Genomic DNA, 21607 nt, shown 5'->3' on the forward strand with positions numbered 1-21607 from the left:
GCAGGGTATTCGCGCGTCACCTGTAAGGTCGAATGCTTTAATCTAGCAGGTCTGTGTGACCTTACACGCGTTCGATCGCGATGGCAGTGCCTTCGCCACCGCCGATGCAGATCGCGGCCACACCGCGTTTCAGACCACGCTTTTCCAGCGCGTTCAAGAGCGTGACCATGATGCGCGTACCCGAAGCTCCGATCGGGTGACCCAGCGCACAGGCACCGCCGTTTACGTTCACGATGTCGCGCGACAGACCCATTTCGTGCATGAAGGCCATAGGGACGACGGCGAAGGCCTCGTTCACTTCCCATAGATCCACGTCGTCTTTGGTCCAACCCAAACGGTCCAGCAGTTTTTGCGCGGCAGGCACGGGGGCCGTGGTGAACAAGTTGGGTTCCTGCGCGTGGCTGGCATGGCCCATGATGCGGGCACGGATTTTCAGACCAGCCGCGTTAGCCGCGTCTTCCGAGGCGACGACCAGAGCCGCAGCGCCGTCCGAAATCGACGAGCTGTTGGCGGGCGTCACTGTGCCGTCCTTGCGGAAGGCGGGCTTCAGGGTCGGGATCTTGTCGGGGCGTGCATTGCCGGGCTGTTCGTCCTCACCCACCACAATGTCGCCCTTGCGGGTCTTGATGGTCACGGCAGCGATCTCGCCCTCAAACGCGCCAGTCTTCTGGGCCTCAAGCGAATTCGCCAGTGACTTCAACGCGTATTCGTCCTGCGCTTCGCGGGTGAACTGGAAGCTCTCGGCGCAATCCTCGGCAAAGGTGCCCATCAAACGGCCCTTGTCATAGGCGTCTTCCAGTCCGTCCAGGAACATGTGGTCTACGACCGCGCCATGTCCAATCCGCGCACCGCTGCGCATTTTCGGCAGGATATAGGGGGCTTCGGTCATGCTCTCCATACCGCCCGCGACCATGATGTCGGTGCCACCCAATGCCACCTGATCATAGGCGATCATCGCAGTTTTCATACCCGATCCACACATCTTGTTCAGCGTGGTGGCGGGCACCTCTTTGCCCAAACCGGCCGCGAAACCCGCCTGGCGGGCCGGGGCCTGTCCCTGACCAGCTGGCAGAACGCAGCCCATCAGCAGCTCTTCGATTTGGTTGGCATCGGCGCCTGCATCTTCCAGCGCGGCCTTGATCGCGGCTCCGCCCAGCTCGGATGCGGGAACCCCTGAAAATGCGCCCTGGAATCCGCCCATTGGGGTCCGCGCCGCCCCTGCGATAACCACGTTTTTCATCTTATCCTCCAACCAATGCTTTTCTGATACTCGCTTACCGAATGGTAAGGAACGGCGTCTAGACTGTAGTTCTACTAACTCAGTGGAAGGAGCGACGCTGTGCAACTCAATTACCAAGACGGGCCTGCGGCCCGCGTCATCACCATAGACAACAGTCGAATCGACGCCGCAATTGCGATCAAATTTAAGGATCAGATGCGTGACATAACATCCGATGGCCCACAGCGCGTAGTCGTGGACATGACCGCGGTCGACTTTATCGATTCAAGTGGTCTGGGCGCAATCGTTGCCGCAATGAAGCAGGTGCCCGATGGGCGCAGCTTCGAGCTGGCTGGGTTGTCTAAAACAGTCAGCAAAGTGTTTTCACTGACCCGTATGGACACCGTGTTCACCATTCACGACAGCGTGGATTCAGCCCTTGATGGTGGTCTGGCCACTGCCAGCTGACGCGACCAGCCTTACAGGAGCGCACTGAACGTGCAGAACGCAGCGAAGCCACAATCAGATCAAAAGCTTCATCTGAAGTTTCCAAGCGACAACTTGTCGGTACGGCAGGCATTGCAGCAGGTGTTGGGCCTGCGCCTGTCGTTAGACGAAAAGTCGGTGGTCGAGATTGTTCTGGCCGAAGTTCTGAACAACATTGTCGAACACGCATATCAAGAACGTCCCACTGGCCGGATTGATTTGACCATCGAACGCCACACCGCTGGACTGGATTTTTTGGTAAAGGACGAAGGCCTGCCTTTGCCCAAGGACCTGCCCCACACTCAGGTGATGCATGATCTGAACTGCGCAAAAGACGACTTGCCCGAAGGGGGATTCGGGTGGCTTTTGGTGCGTGAGCTGACGGAAAACTTGCACTATGAGTGGCGCGAAGGTCAGAATATTCTAACCTTTCGCATTGCGGCGGATACCGTTGCTCAGAACTAGTCCGACCTGATGAACCGAATTTCCCCACATCGTCAGACGTAAACATCAAAATGGGGTATTTACCGCGAAGGCGACCAGATAGGTCAGTTCAATTGAACTTGAAGTGGATACTGTCCATCTTCGAAATCACCAAAAAGATCAGGCAGATCTGGGTGTTCGACGGGTTCGCCAGACCAATCCTCGATCAGGTTCTGCTCGGACACATAGGCCACGTAATAGCTTTGGTCATTCTCGGCCAGAAGGTGGTAAAACGGCTGATCCTTTGATGGTCGGCTGTCTTCGGGAATGGCGTCATACCATTCCTCGGTATTGGAAAAGATCGCGTCCACATCAAAAACAACCCCTCGGAAGGGATGCTTCCGGTGGCGGACAACCTGACCCAGATGATATTTTGCGTGTGTCTTCAACATGGCTCCAAACCTTACCCCATGACTAACGCCGAACGCATCGGATTGTCCATGCAGCCCGGCCGGAAAAGTTGGAAACAGTTTGGCGACACTTCCCTGAAAACGTCCGTACAACAGGTGACCAGCAAAGATGCGCTGCAGGTGTAAAAAAGGTGGATCTTATGATTCCCACATGCCTTAAATTCCGCTAGAATAAAGAAAAACCAAATGAGCAGTAGGCAGATGAAGAAACTTGTACTCGCGACCATGGTCGTTGCGTTTGTGGCATCATGCGGAGGTGGGTCCAAACCCCCTCGCAATCTGGACAACGCATGCAGCATTGTGCGCCAAGATCCGAGCATGCTGCGTGCCATGGAGCGCACAGAACGCAAATGGAATGTTCCTGTTTATGTACAGATGGCGATCATCCATCAGGAGTCAAAATTCGTCCACGATGCACGCACACCGGTGAAGTATGTGTTAGGTGTGTTGCCCATGGGTCGTCAAAGTTCGGCCTATGGCTATGCTCAGGCGCTGGATGCGACGTGGAAAGAATATCAGAATGCCGAAGGCGGCCGTAGCGCAAGGCGCACCAAAATTCAGGACGCAACGGATTTCATGGGCTGGTACATGAACAAAACACGCGAGGTCACCGGCATCCCATTGCATGACGCGCGCAACCAGTATCTAGCCTATCACGAAGGTCGCACCGGGTATCTGCGGGGGACATACAGGTCCAAAACCTGGCTGCTGCGCGTAGCCGACAAAGTCGCAGATCGCACGATCATGTATCAGATCCAGCTAACAAACTGCCGCTAAAGTTCACACCTGACCCGGCTTCCCCGGGTCAGGCTTACTTGCGGCTCAAGCTCATCTATAAACGCTTTAGCGACGCTCGCGTTGCGAGATTGCAGACGTGATCGAAAACAGCGAGGATCTGAGCGCGCCGCCCTTCTCAAGCTCACCCAACAACACAGTGGTCTTTGATCCGGCATTGTCAGTAATCACCCACTGGCGCAGCTCGGTCGGGTTGGCCGTGAATTTCAGCTCGATCGTGCCGACCTCGGGGTTATCCGGATCTTGCGCAACAACCGTCGTTGCGGTCCCATCATAGTTGTGGCCCACGACCATCTTGGCCCGACTAAGGTCCACGTTGCGCGCCAGAATCAGATTCAGCGGTGTGCGTTTCAGCGGGTACTGCTGCGGGCCGGCATTGGATTTTCCGTCAAAGATCGCAACTTGCGATCCGCCAGCGACAACCAACGCATCCAGCGGCGGGTTGTATTCAAACCGTGCGCGGCCCGGTCGTTTCAAATAGATCGTGCCGGTCGAAATCGTTCCGTCATCATTGATCTGCGTGAACTGCGATTTCGCAGTGGTCAACTTGTTCAGATAATTCGAAATCGCATTCAGGCTGATTTTTTCGGCCTGAGCCGGAAGTGCCGTGGCCATCAAGGCCAATGCGGCGAAAGTCATACGCAAGGGGGTCATCTATCCTACCTTTACTGCTCGGGCGTACTCTATCCCGTTTGATGGGAGAAGTTTAAGCCCGAACAGTAGGTGATAGGCGATAACGCGCTTTTCAAGCGCCGATGTTACTCGATAACCGCTGCGGTCACGATCACTTCCACCTTGTGATCCGGCGTTGCCAGATCCGCGGAACCGGTCGCGCGAGCGGGCGCGTGGCCTTTGGGCACCCAAGCGTCCCAGACCTTATTCATTTCGGCGAAATCTTTCATGTCAGCCATCCAGATAATCGCTTGCAACATGTGCTTTGTGGACGAACCTGCTTCGTCCAGAAGCTTTTCGACCTGCTCCAGACATTCGCGGGTCTGTTCAGCCACGCTGTTGCCGGGGGTGCCAACCTGTCCAGCCAGATAGACGACACTTTTATGCGTGACGCTTTGGCTCATTCGGTCGGTCGTGTGACGACGTTGAATCATTAGTTTGCCTCAGTTTTTTATTGTCGTTGAAGGTTGACGGCGCCCCGCATGGGACGCCGCAGACCGGATCGTTGTCCGGAATTTGTTTACTGCTGTTCGGGGATCAGGATTTCACGTTTTCCGACATGGTTTGACGCGGAAACAAGACCTTCATCCTCCATCTGTTCTACAAGACGTGCGGCCTTGTTATACCCGATGCCCAGTTTGCGCTGGATATAGGATGTCGAGCATTTGCGGTCCTTGACCACAATCGCAACGGCCTGATCATAAAGCGCATCTTCGCCATTGGTGTTGCCACCGGTATTCAACCCCAGAACCGCATCGATATTGTCGGCTTTGTCTTCCGCCGGACCATCGGACACGCCGCCCACATATTCTGGCGGGCCGAAGCTTTTCAGATAGCTGACGATTTCTTCGACTTCCTCGTCCGACACGAACGGGCCGTGCACACGAGTGATTTTCGAGCCGCCCGCCATGTAGAGCATGTCGCCCATGCCCAGAAGCTGCTCAGCCCCCTGTTCACCCAGAATGGTGCGGCTGTCGACTTTCGAGGTCACTTGGAACGAAATCCGGGTCGGGAAGTTCGCCTTGATCGTACCGGTGATCACGTCAACCGACGGACGCTGCGTGGCCATGATGATGTGAATGCCCGAGGCACGCGCCATCTGGGCCAGACGCTGGATGCAGGCCTCAATCTCTTTGCCGGCAACCATCATCAGGTCGGCCATTTCGTCGACCACGACGACGATGAAGGGCAGCTTTTCTGGGGCGAATTCCTCGGTCTCAAAGATTGGTTCGCCGGTATCGTCGTCAAAACCCGTCTGCACGGTGCGTTCGAACATCTCGCCTTTGGCCAGCGTATCCGCCACGCGGCTGTTATAACCTTCGATGTTTCGCACGCCCATCTTGGACATCTTGCGATAACGCTCCTCCATTTCGCCCACGACCCATTTCAGGGCAACAACAGCCTTCTTCGGGTCGGTCACAACGGGCGACAATAGGTGCGGAATGCCGTCATAGACGGACAGTTCCAGCATCTTAGGGTCGATCATGATCATCCGACAATCTTCTGGCGTCAGCTTGTAAAGCAGCGACATGATCATGGTGTTGATGGCCACGGATTTACCCGATCCGGTCGTCCCTGCGATCAACAGGTGAGGCATCTTGGCAAGGTTCGCAACGACAGGTTCACCGCCAATGTCTTTGCCCAGCGCCAACGGCAGGCGCTGATTGCCATCGCCGAAATCACGGGTCGACAGGATTTCGCGGAAGGACACCATTTCGCGCTTTTCGTTGGGCAGTTCGATCCCAATGACCGAGCGGCCGGGTACAGTCGACACGCGGGCCGACAGGGCCGACATCGAGCGTGCGATGTCATCCGCCAGACCGATCACACGGCTGGCTTTCAAGCCCGGCGCGGGCTCAAGTTCATACATGGTGACGACGGGACCCGGGCGAACCGAGACGATCTCGCCCTTCACGCCATAATCATCCAGCACGACTTCCAACATCCGCGCATTTTCTTCCAGCGCTTCGTCCGACAGAACGTGACGCTCGATGGATGCGGGGTTGGCCAGCAGGTTCAGCGGCGGCAATTCATACCCCGGATGTGCATCCTCGAACTTCAGCGCGGGTTGCGCCTCGGCCTTCGCGCGGGTCGACGGCTGAACGGGTTTCTTCGGAGGATGCTGCACAACCTTTTTAGCTGGCTGGGTAAAGCCAGAATGCTGAGGTGTGTACACGCGTGCTTCGGGTTCCACTGCTGGGGCCATCAGGTCTTCAACGATCAGATCGTTGTCTTCAGGCTGGGCGGCCAAAGGGGTCTCGTCCATCATATGCGCAGCCATCGGGGCGTCCATCATAGGTGCCTCGACCATGGGGGCTTCTGCCAAAGGCGCCGCATAGGGATCGGCATAGATGTCCATCGCGGGATCTTCCATCGGCACAGTCATATCCGGCTCGGCCGGTGTCGAGGTATCCAAAATCATCGGATCCGGGCTGCGACGGTGACGCGACACAGCACGTTCCAGCGGTGGCTCGGCGCGCATCGGGTTGGCGATCGGCGCTTGACGCGACCGGTTCTTCAAGGCCGAAGCGATTTTGGCACGAATACGATCTTCACCGCCCAGCTCTTCCGGGATCTCTCCTTCAAAGAAGGCAGGTTCGACCAGCTCGGGCTCGGGTTCGACATTGCGGCGCATCAGTGATGCCAGCAGGCCCTGTTTTTGCGGGGCCGGAGCGGCCGCAAGCTCTTCCTGTGCGAAGATCTCTGGTTCGGCATGCATTGGCGGTTCAGGGCGCAACACGCGTGCGGTGCGAAGCGGCGGCGGGGCCGAGAACTCTTCCTCGAACAGCTCTTCCGCATCGTCCTGCGCAAGCTGCTGTTCCTTGCGGGCCGCATGACGTGCCTGCATATGGCGGGCAGTGGCGGCTGCACCAATGGCAGCCCCTTTCGCGCTTTTTCCCAGCAGCGACACAATCCCTGCATAGGTCATCACAACGCCAACCACGAGGAACTGACCGATGCGTTTCACCTCGGGCTTATCCAGGCCAAGGACGAACAAAGTTGCAGTCAAGGCAGCAAGGGCAGCGAGGGCTGACATGACTTTCAGCCCAGCGCCTGCGCTGACCGGAAGTGCCGCCAAAAGCGCACCCAATACGGTATCGCCAAACAGTCCACCCAGACCAAAAGAATGCGTCCAGCCCGCGCCAGGCACCAAAGTCGATGCATAGACCGAACACAGCGCCACAGCGATCGGGGCGAAGATCAGGCGTCCAACGGCGCGCTCTTCCCCGAAATGGAAGGTCATGCGCAGACCCCAGACCACCAAAACCAAAGGCAGCGCCCATGATCCAAGACCGGCGATCACTGACAGGGGTGATGCTATAAACGCTCCGAACCGGCCCAAAGCATTCTGCGCGGGCGTATCGGTGGCCGACATCCAACCCGGATCTTCGGGCGAATAACTGCCAAGGATCAGCGCAATGATGATGCCAAGGGCGATTAGGCCAATGCCCAAAAGCTCTTTCCCGCGCCGTTCCAGCACCGCTTGCGTGGTGCTGTCAAAGATCGGATCCCGTTGTTTCGCCTGATACGCCATGCCACCTCGTCCTTACTTATACAGACAGTCGCGGATCTGGATCAGCCCGCGCGTCATGTCTTCTTTTGGGGCCACCAAGGCGACCCTGATGAACCCCTTGCCGGGGTTTTCTTCATTCACATCCCGCGACAGATACGCGCCGGGCAATACCCGCACGCCCGTATCAAGCCACAGTTTCATTGCAGCCTCTTCGCCGTCTTCGACGGGAAGCCACAGGAAAAAGCCGGCTTCCGGCGCTCTATAGCCCGGAATGCCCGCAAAAATCTGATCCGCGATCTGGTACTTCTCTTGGTACAACGCGCGGTTTTCGGCCACATGTGCCTCGTCGGTCCATGCGCGCTCGGCCACGCGCTGCAAGGGCAAGGGCAGCGGCGCCCCAGCATAGGCACGCAGCTGGCGCACCCGTTTGATGCTTTCCGGACCACCCGCCACAAAGCCAGAGCGCAGGCCGGGCAGGTTCGAACGCTTGGAAAGCGAATGGAAGATCGTCACACGTTCGGGGTCTGCACCGCCTTCACGGGCGACCTCAAGCGCACCGGGCGGTGGCGTGTCGCGATAGATCTCGGAATAACATTCATCCGCGAAGATCTTGAAATCATACTTCTCGGCCAGCGCGATCAGGTTGGCCCAGTAATCGCGATCCGCCACGGCACCCTGCGGGTTGGTGGGCGAACAGATGAAAGCGACCTCTGTGCGGTTCAGGATCTCGGGCGACAGCTGCGAATAGTCGGGCAGAAAGTGATTTTCCGCCGTTGCAGGCAGGAATACGGGTTCTGCGCCAACCGTTACGGCGGCAACCGCATAAACCTGATAGAACGGGTTCGGGATCAGCACGACGGGCTTCTCACCACGTGCCGTCTGTTCCGGGCAAAGCGCAATCAACGCGTTGAACAACCCTTCGCGGGTTCCGTTCAGCGCCATGATCTGATTCTGCGGAACATCCACACCATAGCGTCGATCCAGCCAACCGGAAATCGCGTCCAGCAGCTCGGGCGCGCCGTCATTGGGCGGATATTTCGCAAATCCATCAACGGCTTGGGCCAGCACTTCAGGCACCCAGTTCGGAAACGGGTGCTTGGGTTCGCCAATCGTCATATGCATGACTTCTCCGCCCGGCGCATGAGCGTCGAGAAGGGTCCGCAAACGCGGGAATGCATACTCGGGCAAGCCGGAATACCGCTCGGGAAACGTCATTGGAACGTCTTTATACTGCCTCAGTTTTCGGGGTCATGTCGCCCCGTTACGGTCGAGGATAGCTTGCAAAACTCGGCTGGTCCAGAAATTCGCCGTAAAAATCGACGCTTGGGCGATCCGCCTGTGGCTTTTAGGACAACACGGCTTCGCAAGCGGCCCCAAGACGCAGCAAACGTTCTTCGTCCATCGGTGCGCCCAACAGCATAAACCCAGTCGACCCAAGCCCCGTTGGCAGGCTTAGCCCGCACAGGCCAAGCAAGTTACCAATCCGCGTGTTGCGTAGCGCCCACAGATTTTCTTCGACATAATAATCGTGGTCCGACAGCAAGCGGTCGACATTCGGTGGCATAATTGCCGAGGTTGGCAAAACAACCGCGTCATATCCGGCAGTTTCCCGCAGGTATTCCGCGCGGATTTGGTCCAGACGCTGCCACGCCGCCACATAATCCGCACCCGAGAATGATGCGCCGGCCATAAAGCGTTCGCGGATTTCAGTGAACATCAGGTCGGGCTGCGCGTTAATCGCATCACGCCACGTGGCATAGGCTTCGGTGGTGAACAACACGCCGGACATGGCAAGGGCTTCATCAACGATGGGCAAGTGCAGACGGTCGACCGTCGCGCCGCCATCCATCACCCGGCCCAACGCGCTGTCAAACCCGGCCAAAGGTTCGTCCCGGCAGCCTTCGAACCCGTTTTCAAGCACCAAAAGCCGCGTGCCTTTCAGGGACGCACCGCGCAAATCGGCGGGCGTACCGCCCTCTAGCGCAGCCAGCATCAGGGCGGCATCTTCGACCGTGCGGCACAGGGGGCCAACCGTGTCGAAATGCGCCGCCAACGGCACGGTTCCATTCAAAGATACACGACCCGAGGTCGTTTTCAGCCCGACAAGATCATTCCATGCTGATGGAATCCGCACTGACCCGCCGGTGTCAGACCCGATCCCGCACGGGGCAAGGTTGAACGCGACGGAGGTTGCCGCCCCGGATGAACTGCCCCCCGACACGGCGTCGTGGTCATTCACACAAGGGCTTGTCGCAGTAACCGGGTTTAAACCCAAACCAGAAAAAGCCAGCTCGCTCATATGCGTCTTGCCCAGACAGATCAGCCCGGCGGCGGTGGCATTGCGCAGCACCTCGGCATCCTGATCCGGCACACGGTCTTTCAACAGGGCAGACCCGGATTCGGTTGCGATACCCGCCGTATCAAACAGGTCTTTCCAACTGATCGGCACGCCGTCCAGCGGCCCAAGGCGGTGGCCGGACTTGGCACGTTCCGATGCTGCACGGGCCTCGGACATGGCGCGGGTTTCCGTCAAACGGGCATAGATGCGATCGCCGAATGGATGCGCTTTGATCGCGTCCAAATAGGTGCGCGTCAGGTCCACCGGGTCGATGTCGCCCTTTGCAATGCCCCGGCCCAGATCGGCCATGCTCATGGTCAGCCACGCGTTGCTCATCCCAGCCCCCTTTTCCGTGTTTGAATGACGGTAACGACAGGACGACGCATGGACAATCCCAAACAGCGGGGGCAGAAAGAGGGTATGACATATGATGCCGATATCCTGATCGTGGGCGGAGGTCTGAACGGACCCGCCCTTGCACTGGCCCTTGGGGACACTGGGTTCAAAGTCACCGTGGTCGATGCACTGCCAAAAGGGGCGCGCGGGGGCGACGATTTCGATGGGCGCGGCTATGCGCTGGCGCTGGCATCGCAGCGCCTACTGGCAGCGCTTGGTGTCTGGCCGAAAGTGGCCGAACACGCGCAGCCGCTTCTGGATATCCGTATCTCTGACGGTCGCCCCGGCGAAGGCCCCGGCCCGTTCGTGTTGGAATTCGACCACGCCGAGATCGATGAAGGCCCGATGGGATACATGGTCGAGGATCGCTTCCTGTCCCGCGCCTTTCTAGATGCCGTCGAAGCGCACCCGAATGTCACACTGATTGATCAGGATACAGTGCTGGATCAGGTGATCGAACCTGCCTCGGTCACATTGGAACTGGCCTCGGGCAAGCGCCTGACGGGGCGCATGGTCGTGGGCTGCGATGGGCGCAAATCCGGCACCGGCGAACGCGCTGGCATCAATCGGCATGGGCATAATTACGGACAAACCTCGTTGGTCTGCGCCATTGATCACAAGTTGCCCCATAACGGTGCCGCACATCAATTTTTCATGCCCTCCGGTCCCTTGGCGATCCTGCCACTTCCGGGCAACCAATGCTCGATCGTCTGGACCGAAACCCATGACGAAGCCGCGCGCATTCACGCGCTTGACGACAACGGCTATCTGGAAGAGCTGCGCCCGCGTTTCGGCTCGTTCCTGGGTGACATCAGCCTAGCCGGAAAGCGTTTCACCTACCCACTGAACCTGACGGTCGCGAACAGCTTTGTTGCGGATCGTCTGGCGCTGGTGGGGGATGCCGCCCACGGGATGCACCCGATCGCGGGGCAAGGGTTGAACGCAGGTCTGAAAGACGTGGCCGCACTGGCCGAGGTTCTGACGCTTGCCCGCCGTCGTGGTGAGGACATTGGCCGTCTGGACGTTCTGGAACGCTATCAACAGTGGCGTCGCTGGGACGTGTCACAGATGGTGATGATGACGGAAGCCACCAACCGCTTGTTCTCGAACGACAATCCGATCCTTCGCGTGGCGCGCGATATCGGGTTAGGCGCGGTCAACGCCATGCCCGGCCTGCGCCGCAACTTCATCCGCGAAGCTGCGGGCCTGACCGGGGATCTGCCACGCTTGCTGCAAGGCCGCCAAATCTGATCGCCTGCTGCTTGTCGCTGAGTTGACTGCGGAAAGGCGCATTTGGCACCCGCCAATCAATCAGAATGGCTTAATGTTGTCGTTTGGTAACGAACAAGACAGCAATCGTCCCGCCGATCAAAGTACCTGCAATTGTTGCCGACACCGTATGCTTGTCGAGCATGTACCGACCATACATAGTCAAAAAGGTTACAACTAACCCAAGCATACCCAACCAGATGCTATAGCGCCGAAGCATAATCATGGCGCCAGATGCTGCCAGCGCCGAATGGCCCGATGGAGTATTGTGCTGACTGTCGGGGCTAATGGGCCTTTGGCCAAGCCGTGTTCCCTGAATGGTGACATCATTTAGCATTCGTTTGGGACCATGGGTGGCCACAATACCTGCAACAGTCACCACAAGAATCTGCTTCAACCCGACCACATCCCGGCTGACCAAAGCAATTGCCAGCGGCACAATACTGTTCAGGTGGCGGCCATAATCCTCGATCGCGACGACATGCGTGATTTCATGTCCGTTTTTTAACGGCTGATAATCACGCTCCAGATTGGTTGGATAGAACATCGACGCCAAAATCAGCATCATGACCAGTGCGAATCTTATGGGATAGGCGTGCAGCACCGCGCCCGCTGACTGGAAAATTTCGCGAAATGTCATGATGCGTCCTTTGGTAGATTGAACAGATCCCGTTCAGGAAGATAGGCATCCATCGTCAAGCCAAACGCCCCAAGGATCGAATGAAAGACCAGATCATGGGGATTGATCTTGTCACGCATGATCATGTCATTATCCAGCCCACGACTGGCTTTAAACCCTTCCGACATCCAGACATAGAATGGGATCAGACGCTGCTCGGGCGGGGCAACCGATATGGGTGCTCCATGCAGATACAGCCCATTTTCGCCTAATGACTGGCCGTGATCCCCAACAAAGATCATGGCTGTGCGGGTGTCAGGAATATCCGCTAGCTCTTTCACTAATTCAGCGAGAAGATAATCGTTGTATACCAGCGTGTTATCATATGCGTTATGCAGCTCTTCCTCTGAGCATTTCGCGATCTGTACGGTGTCACACACCGGTTGGAACACACCGAATTCAGGCGAATATTTCGAATAGTAAGCAGGGCCGTGACTGCCGGTCTGGTGAAGCGTGATAAACAGACGATCTGCCTTGGTCGATTGAATAAGCTCTGGCAGTTCCCAGAGCAACGACTCGTCCAACTTCGGGTCCGGGCAATCCGCACCGGTACAGTCGGCCACGAGATCATACGCTTTGATATAATTGTCGACCTCAATAGGCGGCTCGCCAAAATTGTTCGACCGGAACTCGGTATGCACACCATGGCGCGTCAGATAGCTTTGGATCGGCTCGTGAACTGTACGGGCCGACGCGGCATTTCCTTCATGAGTCAACATACAGGCCAGTGCCGCAATTGTGTACGTCGCACAGCTTTCCCCCATAGGAAGAACGGCGATATCCGTGTCTTTCGTATACGGGTTGGTGTCTTTTCCATACCCGTAGTGCGCGAAGTGATCCGCGCGTGCGGCTTCGCCGATCACCAAGATCACGACGTCCTTCTGACCGGCTGGGACCACAGCGTCAAATTCTCCGTCGGGCAAAAGGACTTGCTCGCGGTTGCGCAAGGCTTGCTGATTGGCATAGCGGGCCGCATTCACGACGTAAGACCACGGCAGCACACGCGACCCCATGCTCTCACCGTGAAGATCGTACCAAAACCATGTGGTCGCCGTGGAAAACGCCCAAGTGACCAACAAAGCGAAGCTGGCGACAAAACCCATTATGCGCGCCACAACACCAGGTTTCCGCACTGGTATGAACCATAATAGAAGGATTGCAGCGACGATCGCGGGAATCAAATACAATAGAAGTCCCGGATGCCAAAGCTGGGATGCCTCACCTTGATCGGTGTTTAGGATATTCCCAATCATTGTACGATCCAACACGATCGCATAGGAATTCATGTAGTACAGCGCGGCAGCATTCACCACAAGGTTGAGGGACATAAACCCTTTCATCAAGCGAACCGAAAAGATCGATAGCAAGAATAGAACGATGCACATCACAAGGAATTGCAGGATCTGCGTTGAAGTCAGCAGCAATTTCCCGTCATATGTACCCAGTTCTATGGCAGTCAAAATGACGCTTAGAACCGGACCTTGGAACAAGGCCATGTTAATGAGTGAATAGAGCGCGATGGCCGTAAATAGTCCGAGTTTCCAAGAGGTTTGGCGCTTCATGTTCCTAGTCAACGGCACGTCTTTCTGCTCGCAATCTGTTTGCTCCACGGCCGAGACACCTCAAAGTGCTTGAAGCTCGCGTAAAATCCGGTGATTTATGTGACGTCTCTACAACCCCGTTGCGCTGATGTCACTAAGCTTGTCAGCCATGCTCGCCCAAATTTGGAGTTTCAGGTATGAATGTTCTCGACGCTGTCATAATCCCTATGCATCGCGAAGGTCGGAAGTTTGTTGCTATCTTTGCAGTGATCACAGCGATATTGACTTGGGTATGGGCGCCGCTGTTTTGGCTAGGTCTGGCTCTGACTATCTGGTGCTACTATTTCTTCCGCGATCCTAAGCGAGTCGTGCCACAGAATCCTAACTATGTGATTTCACCCGCAGACGGGGTCGTTTCCCTGATCCAAGATGTGGTGCCACCAAAAGAAATGGGGCTAGGCGATGGGGCGCTGACACGGGTGTCAGTGTTCATGGACGTATTCAATTGCCATGTAAACCGCGCATGCATTGATGGTGTCGTGCAAAACATCACCTATCATCATGGAAAGTTTCTTAACGCATCCTTGGATAAAGCCAGTGAGCATAACGAGCGGAACTCGATCACGATCGAGCGCTCGGACGGCGTGAAAGTCGGTATCACACAGATTGCTGGGTTGGTTGCACGCCGCATTGTTTGTTTCGCTCACGCCGGAATGCCTGTTAGCGCGGGTGATCGGTTTGGCTTAATCCGGTTTGGAAGCCGACTTGACGTCTATCTCCCCAAAGGTGCCACGCTTCAAGTATCCTTGGGGCAGACAACAATTGCTGGCGAAACTGTTTTAGCTGACCTTCGCCCCGACGCGGTCGCACATCTAGGGGTTTCGAAATGAACGAGAGGGAACGCCCCCAGATCCAGCTGAATTATTGGTCATTGCTGCCAAATCTCGTGACGCTTCTTTCAATTTGTACAGGCATGTCGTCAATCCGGTTGGCATTGAGCGATCGGCATGAGTTGGCCGTGATCGCTTTGGTGGTCGCCATGGTTCTGGACGGCTTGGATGGACGTCTGGCGCGTGCACTACAAAGCCAGTCAGAGATCGGCGCACAGCTAGATTCTTTGGCTGATTTTTTCAACTTCGGAGTCGCCCCAGGTCTCATCATCTATTTGTCAGTGTTTTTGGGTTCGGAATACGCAAATCTCAGCTGGGTGGCTGTGATGTTTATTGGCGTCTGCTGCGCCTATCGGCTGGCTCGGTTCAATTCGTCTCAGCAGTCTTCAGACACTGACTACTTCGAAGGTGTCCCCGCGCCGCTCCTTGCTATGCTGTGCCTAACACCCGTCTATCTGCAGCTGCTAGGTTGGGAATTTGGAAAAAACCACCCCATCCTAACGACATTATTTCTTTTCTTCTGCGGATACCTTGCAGTTTCCCGCATACCCACAGTGTCGCTGAAATCTCTGAGCATTCCTCACAAGCGACAATCCCATTTTATGGTCGCGATCTCGGGAGTATTTGCGTTGATGCTGGTCTTCCCCTGGGAGACATTGACGATCTTTTCCGCCATCTATCTGGTTTCTCTGCCAATATTCGCGCGGCGGATTAAAGACAGATGTGCGAAAGATGCTACAGACGTTCAGGAAAAATAGCCCGAGCTTCTGTACCTCAGAACAAGCCCAGCGTTGTCGCAAGCGCAAAGGCAACATAGAATCCGTTTGAACAGAGCAAGCATAGCACAGCGAATGAGCCTAGATCCTTCGCGTTCTTGGCTCTTTGCGACCACTCGGGTGAAACGAGGTCTACAATCTCTTCCAACGAAGTATTCAGTGCTTCCACTGCTGATGTAACCAAGAACAATATGATGGTAACAACATAGTGGACGGGCGAAACACCGACGAACCAGAACAATCCTAGGATTACTAGCTGAGCCAGAATCTCTTGCCGAAATGCTGCCTCTCCAAAGAGCACCTTTGACCCGTCAAAAGAGTAGCGTGCTGCTGCACGAAAATGCGCAAATCCGGTAACTTTTTTAGGAATTTTTGGCATTTGGCTCATTGGGACTGGCACCTAAAGTTTCGCAAGTAATTTCGTCTCACCTTGTTAAGAGAGTTGGCTAGTAATGTCGACACAAGTGAAGCCGTCTGTACGTGGATCATGCGAGATGTGTTAACCACCCGGCTGGGGGGATCACGCAACGCCCGACGCGTTCTACCCGGCCGTTCAGCCCCCTACCGCATCTATACTCCGTGGTACGCATCGTGTGCGCATCCAAACCGTCCCCAAACTATCTCTTGTCGCTATGCTGCGACGCCAGAACGTCTTCGCAACTCCGACGCTGTACTGCATAATCCAAAGCCTTCCGCATCGCCAATCATTCTGCAGTTTCCGGAAGTAGTTCCCCTTTCCTTCCACTCCAAAATCCCCCATTCTCTCGGCAATAAAATTTTGGGAAGAGTGTGATGAAGAACCAAATTATTCTCGCAGGCGCTGCCGCGTTTGGTCTGTCGGGTTGTGTAACGCCCTCTGGCACGGCGATGAATGTGTCCGACCCGAACCTGCAGTCTCGCGCAACGTTGCCGGCTGAGGTGTTGGATACGGTAGCGCCGGGGCAAGATGTCAGTGATATTCGGGTAGATGCCCGCGATGGCTGTTTGATGTACCGCCACAAAGGCCCGGTTGAAACCACCTATATCCCTCTGCGCAACAAAAAGGGCCGCGCGATTTGCGTCAAACGCGAAGCCTAACAACCGTTCGGAAATAAGTTCGGGCGGCCCGATCGGACCGCCCGTTTTCGTGTTTAGCACCCAGTTTACCTAAGGTTATGCAGGATAGAGATGTGCGGTCACGCCCATTTCGACCTGATCATACAGCCCGATGATGTGCGCCATCACCATACGCACACAGCCCGAGCTGGCGCGCGATCCGATCGAGCGCGGTTGCGGCGAACCATGGATTCGCAGATAGGTGTCACGGCGCCCTTCAAACAGATAGATCGCACGGGCACCCAGCGGGTTCGATGGGCCTCCGTCCATACCATCTTCGTATTTCTCGTATTTATGTGGCTCGCGCTTGATCATGTCTGGTGTCGGAGTCCATGTCGGCCACTTAGCCTTTCGGCCCACGGTATAAACACCGGGCTCGTACAATCCACTACGACCGATCGCAACACCATAGCGCATCGCCGTGCCATCGTCGCGGACGTGATAAAGGTAGCGCGCCACCGCATCCACGTGAATATCACCGGGCTTCAGACCGTCATTAGCCTGCACAATGCGCGGTAACAGACGTTCTTTAAGCCCCCATGGGTTCGATGTCGTAGGGTCATAATTCGCCGGGGTTACCCGAGCGTCATACTTGTTCCACATCGCGCGGTTTGAAACCGGACGGCGCTTGACTTTGACTGGGGCGGCTACCTGAGTCTGCTCTACCGCAGGAAGGTCCGGTGCCTCTTCATCCTGCGCCCAAAGTGGCGAGCTGATTGGGCCAGAAAACAACGTAGCAGTTGTGATTACAAAATGGCGGCGGGTCAACATGGCAGTGCTTCCTAGTTACAGACTGAGTCGGTTCTAAAACCATTATGTTACGGCAATTCTGAGCAATGACGAGTCAAAATCCTTACTCCACTGTTCGGGATCTCTCTCAACGGCACCGCCCACATCATACTTTTCGAACAAACTTTGATTTCAATCCCATCTTGCCAATTCCGGGAATTTTACAATCGATATCATGATCACCGACAACCAAACGAATTTCCCGAACCTTGGTACCAACCTTAACTTTTGATGAAGACCCTTTAACCTTAAGGTCTTTGATCACCGTCACGGTGTCTCCATCCATCAAGACGTTTCCAACGCTGTCGCGCACCACTTGATCTAAGACTTCAAATTCCTCTCGCGACCATTCGTGAGCGCATTCAGCGCAAACCAATAGCGCACCCAGTTCATAGGTCAATTCCGACGCACAGGCGGGGCATGCTGGCAACATTTCAGTCATCCCCTTCCTATAGGCACCAGAATGCCGGTGCGCCAGCCCCAAACGAAAAAGGCCCCCGCGTTTGCGGAGGCCTTGTTCAAGTCGTGAAAGCGTCGATCACAGTCCAGTGGACACGTCGATCGTGTTGCCCTCTTCCAGGGTAACATAGGCTTTTTTGACGTCTTTACGCTTGCCCAGCTGACCGCGGAAGCGTTTGACTTTACCCTTGGTGATGGTCGTGTTGACGGCTTTCACCTTCACACCAAACAGGGCTTCAACAGCTTCTTTGATCTGCGGCTTGTTCGAGTCGATAGCGACTTCGAAAACCACGGCGCCGTTCTCCGAAGCCATGGTGGCTTTCTCGGTGATGATCGGCTTGCGGATCACGTCATAGAGTGCAGCTTTATCGGTCATTTCAGGCGAGCCTCCAGAGCTTCGACACCTGCTTTGGTGAGCACAAGAGTGTCACGCTTCAGGATGTCATAGACGTTGGCACCCATCGACGGCAGGATATCCAAACCTTCGATGTTACGAGCCGCCATAGCGAACTTTTCGTTCACTTCGGCGCCGTCGATAACCAGGGCGCGTTTCCAGCCCAGGTCCTTAACCGCTTTGGCGAGAACAGCAGTTTTGCCGTCAGCATCAGCAGTATCGATCACAACCAGTTCACCAGCTTGCGCTTTGGCGGACAGGGCGTGCTTCAGACCCAGTTTGCGGAATTTCTTGGTCAGGTCGTGGCCGTGCGAACGCACAACCGGGCCTTTGTAAACACCACCACCACGGAAGATCGGAGCCGAACGAGCACCGTGACGAGCGCCACCAGTACCTTTTTGGCGATAGATCTTCTTGGTCGAGTATTTGACCTCGGAACGTGTCTTTACCTTGTGAGTACCAGCCTGCGCATTGTTGCGCTGCCAGCGAACCACACGGTGCAGAATGTCGGCGCGCGGCTCAAGACCGAACAGGGCCTCGTCCAGGTCAACCGAACCGGCTTTTTTGCCGTCAAGTTTGATTACATCAAGTTTCATGCTTCACCACCTTCCGCAGGGGCTTCTTCAGCCGGTGCTTCGGTTGCAGCCGATTTCAGGGCAGCCGGGAACGGAACGTTCTCGGGCAGCTTCTTTTTCACGGCGTCTTTAACGGTGACCCAGCCACCTTTCGAGCCGGGGACAGCGCCCTTAATGAACACCAGGCCACGATCGGCATCGGTCTTCACGACTTCCAGGTTTTGAGTGGTCACACGAACCGAACCCATGTGGCCGGCCATTTTCTTGCCTTTGAAAACCTTACCGGGATCCTGACACTGACCAGTCGAGCCGTGCGAACGGTGGCTGATCGAAACACCGTGTGTCGCGCGCAGACCGCCGAAGTTGTGACGCTTCATGGCACCGGCAAAGCCTTTACCAATAGACGTACCAGCAACGTCGACCTTCTGACCTTCAACATAGTGCTCGGCCGAGATCTCTTCGCCAACGGCGATCAGGTTTTCAGCAGGAACGCGGAATTCCACCATCTTGCGCTTGGGGGCAACGCCAGCTTTGGCGAAATAGCCGCGCATCGGCTTCGAGGTGCGTTTTGCCTTTGCTTCACCAGCACCCAGCTGAACGGCGGTGTAACCGTCGGTCTCTTCGGTACGGTTGGCAACAACCTGCAGGTTTTCCAGTTGAAGAACGGTCACAGGGATCTGCTTGCCGTCTTCCATGAACAAGCGGGTCATGCCCACTTTTTTCGCGATAATACCAGAGCGCATCTGTGATACCCTCCTTAGACCGAGATCTGAACGTCAACGCCAGCAGCCAGGTCGAGCTTCATCAGCGCGTCCACGGTCTGTGGGGTCGGGTCGACGATGTCGAGCAGACGCTTGTGCGTGCGGATCTCGAACTGGTCGCGGGATTTCTTGTCGATGTGAGGACCACGGAGAACCGTGAACTTCTCGATCTTGTTCGGCAGCGGGATGGGGCCGCGAACGTTTGCACCGGTCCGTTTGGCAGTGTTGACGATCTCTTGTGTGGAAGCATCCAGCACGCGATAGTCAAACGCCTTCAGACGGATACGAATGTTTTGACTGGTCATAGCATTCGCCCTTTCAGGCAGGAAGTTGATAGGACGACAGGAAGCTCATTCCCCCTGCCCTCGTCGAACCCCGGACAAATTCAAAAAGCGGGACCGAATCCCGCTGATAAATTCGCCGAGCGAACTCGCGCGTAGTACAGGGCGATCATCCATGTGGCAAGGGGGAAAACCCACAATCACCCTGAAATGCGAAACGCGGCCCTTGGGTAAGGGCCGCGTTCAAAACTGTCTTCGAAAGGGCTTATGCCAGTTCGATATTGATCGCCGACTCGCGGCCGTCACGGCCTGCTTCAACGTCGAATGTTACTTTTTGGTCGTCAGCCAGACCGGTCAGGCCCGAACGCTCAACAGCCGAGATGTGTACAAACACGTCTTTGCCGCCAGTTTCAGGTGCGATGAAGCCGAAGCCTTTAGTTGAGTTGAACCATTTTACGGTGCCATTGGCCATATCCGTAGTCTCCTATTTGGTGTGCCGCTCGCGGATGTGCAGCGGCCTGGCGTGGTCGGTCTGGATCGAAAGACTGAGCGCCAAGATAGGAGACAGTTGGTCGAAAAAGAAAAACGTTAGCAAGGCTCACATGGGGGGCTAGAGGACAAATTGCAATAGGTTTCTTTGGGAAGAGTGAACTTAGGCGTTTGATTGCGGCAACGCGCAGCAAGCTAATAGCCACTTGTCAGCTTCGTCGAGTGCAGTAAGGTAGAACAAACGACCCCATATCACGCATAGAGGCACACCGACGCATGTTGACCTGTGTATACCATCCTATCTAACTGCAATCATGGCATATTCTAAGCACAAATTCAGATCCAAATTTGGAGTCGACTACCCACTTTTCGGGCCGTTTGGAAAGTTCGAATTTGACCTGCGATTTGAACTCAGTCCGCCAAGATCGCTCAATTGCATTCACATGTTCTCGCGCGCCTATGACAGGGCTCGAGCTGTGAGCCGCGTCCTCTTTCCTGATCTAAGCAAAATTCAAGTCCTGACTTCGCTTTATTCTGAAGAACCCAGCCCCCCATATATGCGTTTACGGGTCTTTTTTGAAAACCGGCTTTCACGCGACCGATTTCAATATCAGGGAAGTGAATTCAAGAAGGGCGATGAATGGTTCGTCCCCCACTATCTTCATTGGGTCGCTTATACGCCTAACAACCATGACGAAATCGATACACTGCTGTGGCTGACATTGTCACAAGAGTCAGCCATTAAGCCGACGACCAATGCAGATCTATATTTCGTCGATACCAATCAGGGCTTCTATCTTCATCCATATGATGATCGCGGAATGGATCTGGTTTCCGTCAATCGCGCACTCTCCCAATCAATCTTCAACCAGTTCAATGATTGGCTGCTTGACTATGACCGAGAGAAAATGAACGCAGTCTTTGCGAATTAGTCTCCTGCCCCTTTCCCCCCAAAGCAAAAAGGGCACCCCATGGGCGCCCTTTCTTTGTCTGTATCATTTGGCTTTCGGCGATTTGGCTATGCCCATTCACCTGCCGCCCTAAGAACGCGGTGCGTTCTTAAGAGATGATTTTCGAAACAACGCCCGAACCAACGGTGCGGCCGCCTTCGCGGATCGCGAAGCGCAGTTTCTCTTCCATCGCGATCGGAGCGATCAGTTCAACGTTGAACTTCAGGTTGTCGCCCGGCATCACCATCTCGGTGCCAGCAGGCAGTTCAACCGTGCCGGTCACGTCAGTCGTACGGAAGTAGAACTGCGGACGGTAGTTCGCGAAGAACGGCGTGTGACGGCCACC

General features: G+C 55.7%; 27 protein-coding genes. 9 read left to right on the forward strand and 18 right to left on the reverse strand.

Features of this window, described 5'->3' with window-relative positions; genetic code table 11:
- Nucleotides 1–61: 61 nt before the first annotated feature.
- Nucleotides 62–1240: a thiolase family protein gene (locus tag FIL88_RS12270; RefSeq protein WP_142854164.1), complete on the reverse strand. Its 1179-nt coding sequence runs from the start codon at nt 1238–1240 to the stop codon at nt 62–64.
- Between the two features lie 99 nt (nt 1241–1339).
- Between FIL88_RS12270 and FIL88_RS12275 the strand changes: the two genes are divergently transcribed.
- Both FIL88_RS12275 and FIL88_RS12280 read left to right on the forward strand, forming a co-directional pair.
- Nucleotides 1340–1687: an STAS domain-containing protein gene (locus tag FIL88_RS12275; protein WP_142854165.1), complete on the forward strand. Its 348-nt coding sequence runs from the start codon at nt 1340–1342 to the stop codon at nt 1685–1687.
- Nucleotides 1688–1717: 30 nt separating this feature from the next.
- Nucleotides 1718–2170, forward strand: a complete 453-nt coding sequence (locus FIL88_RS12280; RefSeq protein ID WP_185960933.1) for an ATP-binding protein — start codon at nt 1718–1720, stop codon at nt 2168–2170.
- Nucleotides 2171–2253: 83 nt separating this feature from the next.
- Here the strand turns inward: FIL88_RS12280 and hspQ are convergent, their stop codons facing one another.
- A complete protein-coding gene (gene hspQ / locus FIL88_RS12285; RefSeq protein WP_142854167.1) occupies nt 2254–2580 on the reverse strand; it encodes a heat shock protein HspQ in 327 nt (108 codons plus the stop codon).
- An 18-nt stretch (nt 2581–2598) separates the two neighbouring features.
- Here hspQ and FIL88_RS17060 point away from each other — a divergent pair, with 18 nt between their 5' ends.
- Together FIL88_RS17060 and FIL88_RS12290 are read left to right on the forward strand one after the other, a co-directional pair.
- Nucleotides 2599–2724 (forward strand): hypothetical protein, encoded by a 126-nt coding sequence (locus tag FIL88_RS17060; protein ID WP_281281309.1) that lies wholly within the window; start codon nt 2599–2601, stop codon nt 2722–2724.
- Between the two features lie 75 nt (nt 2725–2799).
- Entirely contained in the window at nt 2800–3375 is a 576-nt protein-coding gene (locus FIL88_RS12290; protein ID WP_142854168.1) for a transglycosylase SLT domain-containing protein, read from the forward strand.
- Nucleotides 3376–3441: 66 nt separating this feature from the next.
- On the opposite strand, the gene FIL88_RS12295 is transcribed toward FIL88_RS12290, so the two are convergent.
- From FIL88_RS12295 to FIL88_RS12315, 5 genes are all read right to left on the reverse strand, one after another.
- The gene (locus tag FIL88_RS12295) at nt 3442–4047 is read right to left on the reverse strand and encodes a LolA family protein (RefSeq protein WP_142854169.1); all 606 of its coding nucleotides are present in this window, start codon (nt 4045–4047) and stop codon (nt 3442–3444) included.
- Nucleotides 4048–4151: 104 nt separating this feature from the next.
- Nucleotides 4152–4499, reverse strand: a complete 348-nt coding sequence (locus FIL88_RS12300; protein ID WP_142854170.1) for a RidA family protein — start codon at nt 4497–4499, stop codon at nt 4152–4154.
- Between the two features lie 86 nt (nt 4500–4585).
- Nucleotides 4586–7600 carry a DNA translocase FtsK gene (locus FIL88_RS12305; protein WP_142854171.1) on the reverse strand — a complete coding sequence of 1005 codons (3015 nt, stop codon included), beginning with the start codon at nt 7598–7600 and terminating at the stop codon, nt 4586–4588.
- A 12-nt stretch (nt 7601–7612) separates the two neighbouring features.
- Nucleotides 7613–8794: an aminotransferase class I/II-fold pyridoxal phosphate-dependent enzyme gene (locus tag FIL88_RS12310; protein WP_142854172.1), complete on the reverse strand. Its 1182-nt coding sequence runs from the start codon at nt 8792–8794 to the stop codon at nt 7613–7615.
- A 130-nt stretch (nt 8795–8924) separates the two neighbouring features.
- A complete protein-coding gene (locus tag FIL88_RS12315; RefSeq protein WP_246066707.1) occupies nt 8925–10253 on the reverse strand; it encodes an amidase in 1329 nt (442 codons plus the stop codon).
- A gap of 48 nt (nt 10254–10301) precedes the next feature.
- Between FIL88_RS12315 and FIL88_RS12320 the strand changes: the two genes are divergently transcribed.
- Nucleotides 10302–11564 carry an FAD-dependent monooxygenase gene (locus tag FIL88_RS12320; protein WP_246066708.1) on the forward strand — a complete coding sequence of 421 codons (1263 nt, stop codon included), beginning with the start codon at nt 10302–10304 and terminating at the stop codon, nt 11562–11564.
- A gap of 70 nt (nt 11565–11634) precedes the next feature.
- On the opposite strand, the gene FIL88_RS12325 is transcribed toward FIL88_RS12320, so the two are convergent.
- Nucleotides 11635–12222 carry a phosphatase PAP2 family protein gene (locus FIL88_RS12325; protein ID WP_142854173.1) on the reverse strand — a complete coding sequence of 196 codons (588 nt, stop codon included), beginning with the start codon at nt 12220–12222 and terminating at the stop codon, nt 11635–11637.
- Nucleotides 12219–13823 carry a sulfatase-like hydrolase/transferase gene (locus tag FIL88_RS12330; RefSeq protein WP_142854174.1) on the reverse strand — a complete coding sequence of 535 codons (1605 nt, stop codon included), beginning with the start codon at nt 13821–13823 and terminating at the stop codon, nt 12219–12221. The genes FIL88_RS12325 and FIL88_RS12330 overlap by 4 nt, the downstream gene beginning before the upstream one ends.
- Before the next feature lie 176 nt (nt 13824–13999).
- On the opposite strand from FIL88_RS12330, the gene FIL88_RS12335 reads away from it, so the two are divergent.
- Together FIL88_RS12335 and FIL88_RS12340 are read left to right on the forward strand one after the other, a co-directional pair.
- The gene (locus FIL88_RS12335; protein WP_142854175.1) at nt 14000–14692 is read left to right on the forward strand and encodes a phosphatidylserine decarboxylase; all 693 of its coding nucleotides are present in this window, start codon (nt 14000–14002) and stop codon (nt 14690–14692) included.
- Nucleotides 14689–15450 (forward strand): CDP-alcohol phosphatidyltransferase family protein, encoded by a 762-nt coding sequence (locus tag FIL88_RS12340; protein ID WP_142854176.1) that lies wholly within the window; start codon nt 14689–14691, stop codon nt 15448–15450. Before FIL88_RS12335 ends, FIL88_RS12340 begins: the two co-directional genes overlap by 4 nt.
- A 16-nt stretch (nt 15451–15466) precedes the next feature.
- Here FIL88_RS12340 and FIL88_RS12345 read toward each other — a convergent pair whose 3' ends face one another.
- Nucleotides 15467–15856 (reverse strand): diacylglycerol kinase, encoded by a 390-nt coding sequence (locus tag FIL88_RS12345; RefSeq protein WP_246066709.1) that lies wholly within the window; start codon nt 15854–15856, stop codon nt 15467–15469.
- Between the two features lie 404 nt (nt 15857–16260).
- On the opposite strand from FIL88_RS12345, the gene FIL88_RS12350 reads away from it, so the two are divergent.
- On the forward strand, nt 16261–16545 hold the full coding sequence (locus tag FIL88_RS12350; protein WP_142854177.1) for a hypothetical protein: 285 nt from the start codon (nt 16261–16263) through the stop codon (nt 16543–16545).
- Between the two features lie 75 nt (nt 16546–16620).
- Here the strand turns inward: FIL88_RS12350 and FIL88_RS12355 are convergent, their stop codons facing one another.
- From FIL88_RS12355 to FIL88_RS12385, 7 genes are all read right to left on the reverse strand, one after another.
- Complete coding sequence (locus tag FIL88_RS12355; protein ID WP_142854178.1) at nt 16621–17334, reverse strand: L,D-transpeptidase; 714 nt, start codon at nt 17332–17334, stop codon at nt 16621–16623.
- 124 nt (nt 17335–17458) lie between these two features.
- Nucleotides 17459–17794: a zinc ribbon domain-containing protein YjdM gene (locus FIL88_RS12360; RefSeq protein WP_142854179.1), complete on the reverse strand. Its 336-nt coding sequence runs from the start codon at nt 17792–17794 to the stop codon at nt 17459–17461.
- Nucleotides 17795–17890: 96 nt separating this feature from the next.
- Complete coding sequence (locus tag FIL88_RS12365; protein ID WP_142854180.1) at nt 17891–18187, reverse strand: 50S ribosomal protein L23; 297 nt, start codon at nt 18185–18187, stop codon at nt 17891–17893.
- Nucleotides 18184–18801, reverse strand: a complete 618-nt coding sequence (gene rplD / locus FIL88_RS12370) for a 50S ribosomal protein L4 (RefSeq protein ID WP_142854181.1) — start codon at nt 18799–18801, stop codon at nt 18184–18186. The genes FIL88_RS12365 and rplD overlap by 4 nt, the downstream gene beginning before the upstream one ends.
- A complete protein-coding gene (gene rplC / locus FIL88_RS12375; RefSeq protein ID WP_108857565.1) occupies nt 18798–19523 on the reverse strand; it encodes a 50S ribosomal protein L3 in 726 nt (241 codons plus the stop codon). The genes rplD and rplC overlap by 4 nt, the downstream gene beginning before the upstream one ends.
- Before the next feature lie 14 nt (nt 19524–19537).
- Nucleotides 19538–19846 (reverse strand): 30S ribosomal protein S10, encoded by a 309-nt coding sequence (rpsJ, locus tag FIL88_RS12380; protein WP_108857566.1) that lies wholly within the window; start codon nt 19844–19846, stop codon nt 19538–19540.
- Between the two features lie 241 nt (nt 19847–20087).
- A complete protein-coding gene (locus tag FIL88_RS12385; RefSeq protein WP_142854182.1) occupies nt 20088–20294 on the reverse strand; it encodes a cold-shock protein in 207 nt (68 codons plus the stop codon).
- A gap of 331 nt (nt 20295–20625) precedes the next feature.
- Here FIL88_RS12385 and FIL88_RS12390 point away from each other — a divergent pair, with 331 nt between their 5' ends.
- Nucleotides 20626–21243, forward strand: a complete 618-nt coding sequence (locus FIL88_RS12390) for a DUF3885 domain-containing protein (RefSeq protein WP_142854183.1) — start codon at nt 20626–20628, stop codon at nt 21241–21243.
- A 127-nt stretch (nt 21244–21370) separates the two neighbouring features.
- On the opposite strand, the gene FIL88_RS12395 is transcribed toward FIL88_RS12390, so the two are convergent.
- Nucleotides 21371–21607: EF-Tu C-terminal domain-related protein (locus FIL88_RS12395; protein WP_456057506.1), on the reverse strand; the 237-nt coding region annotated here is incomplete at its 5' end.

Origin of the sequence: Aliiroseovarius halocynthiae (genome assembly GCF_007004645.1) — a bacterium.
GTDB classification, from domain to species: Bacteria; Pseudomonadota; Alphaproteobacteria; order Rhodobacterales; family Rhodobacteraceae; genus Aliiroseovarius; species Aliiroseovarius halocynthiae.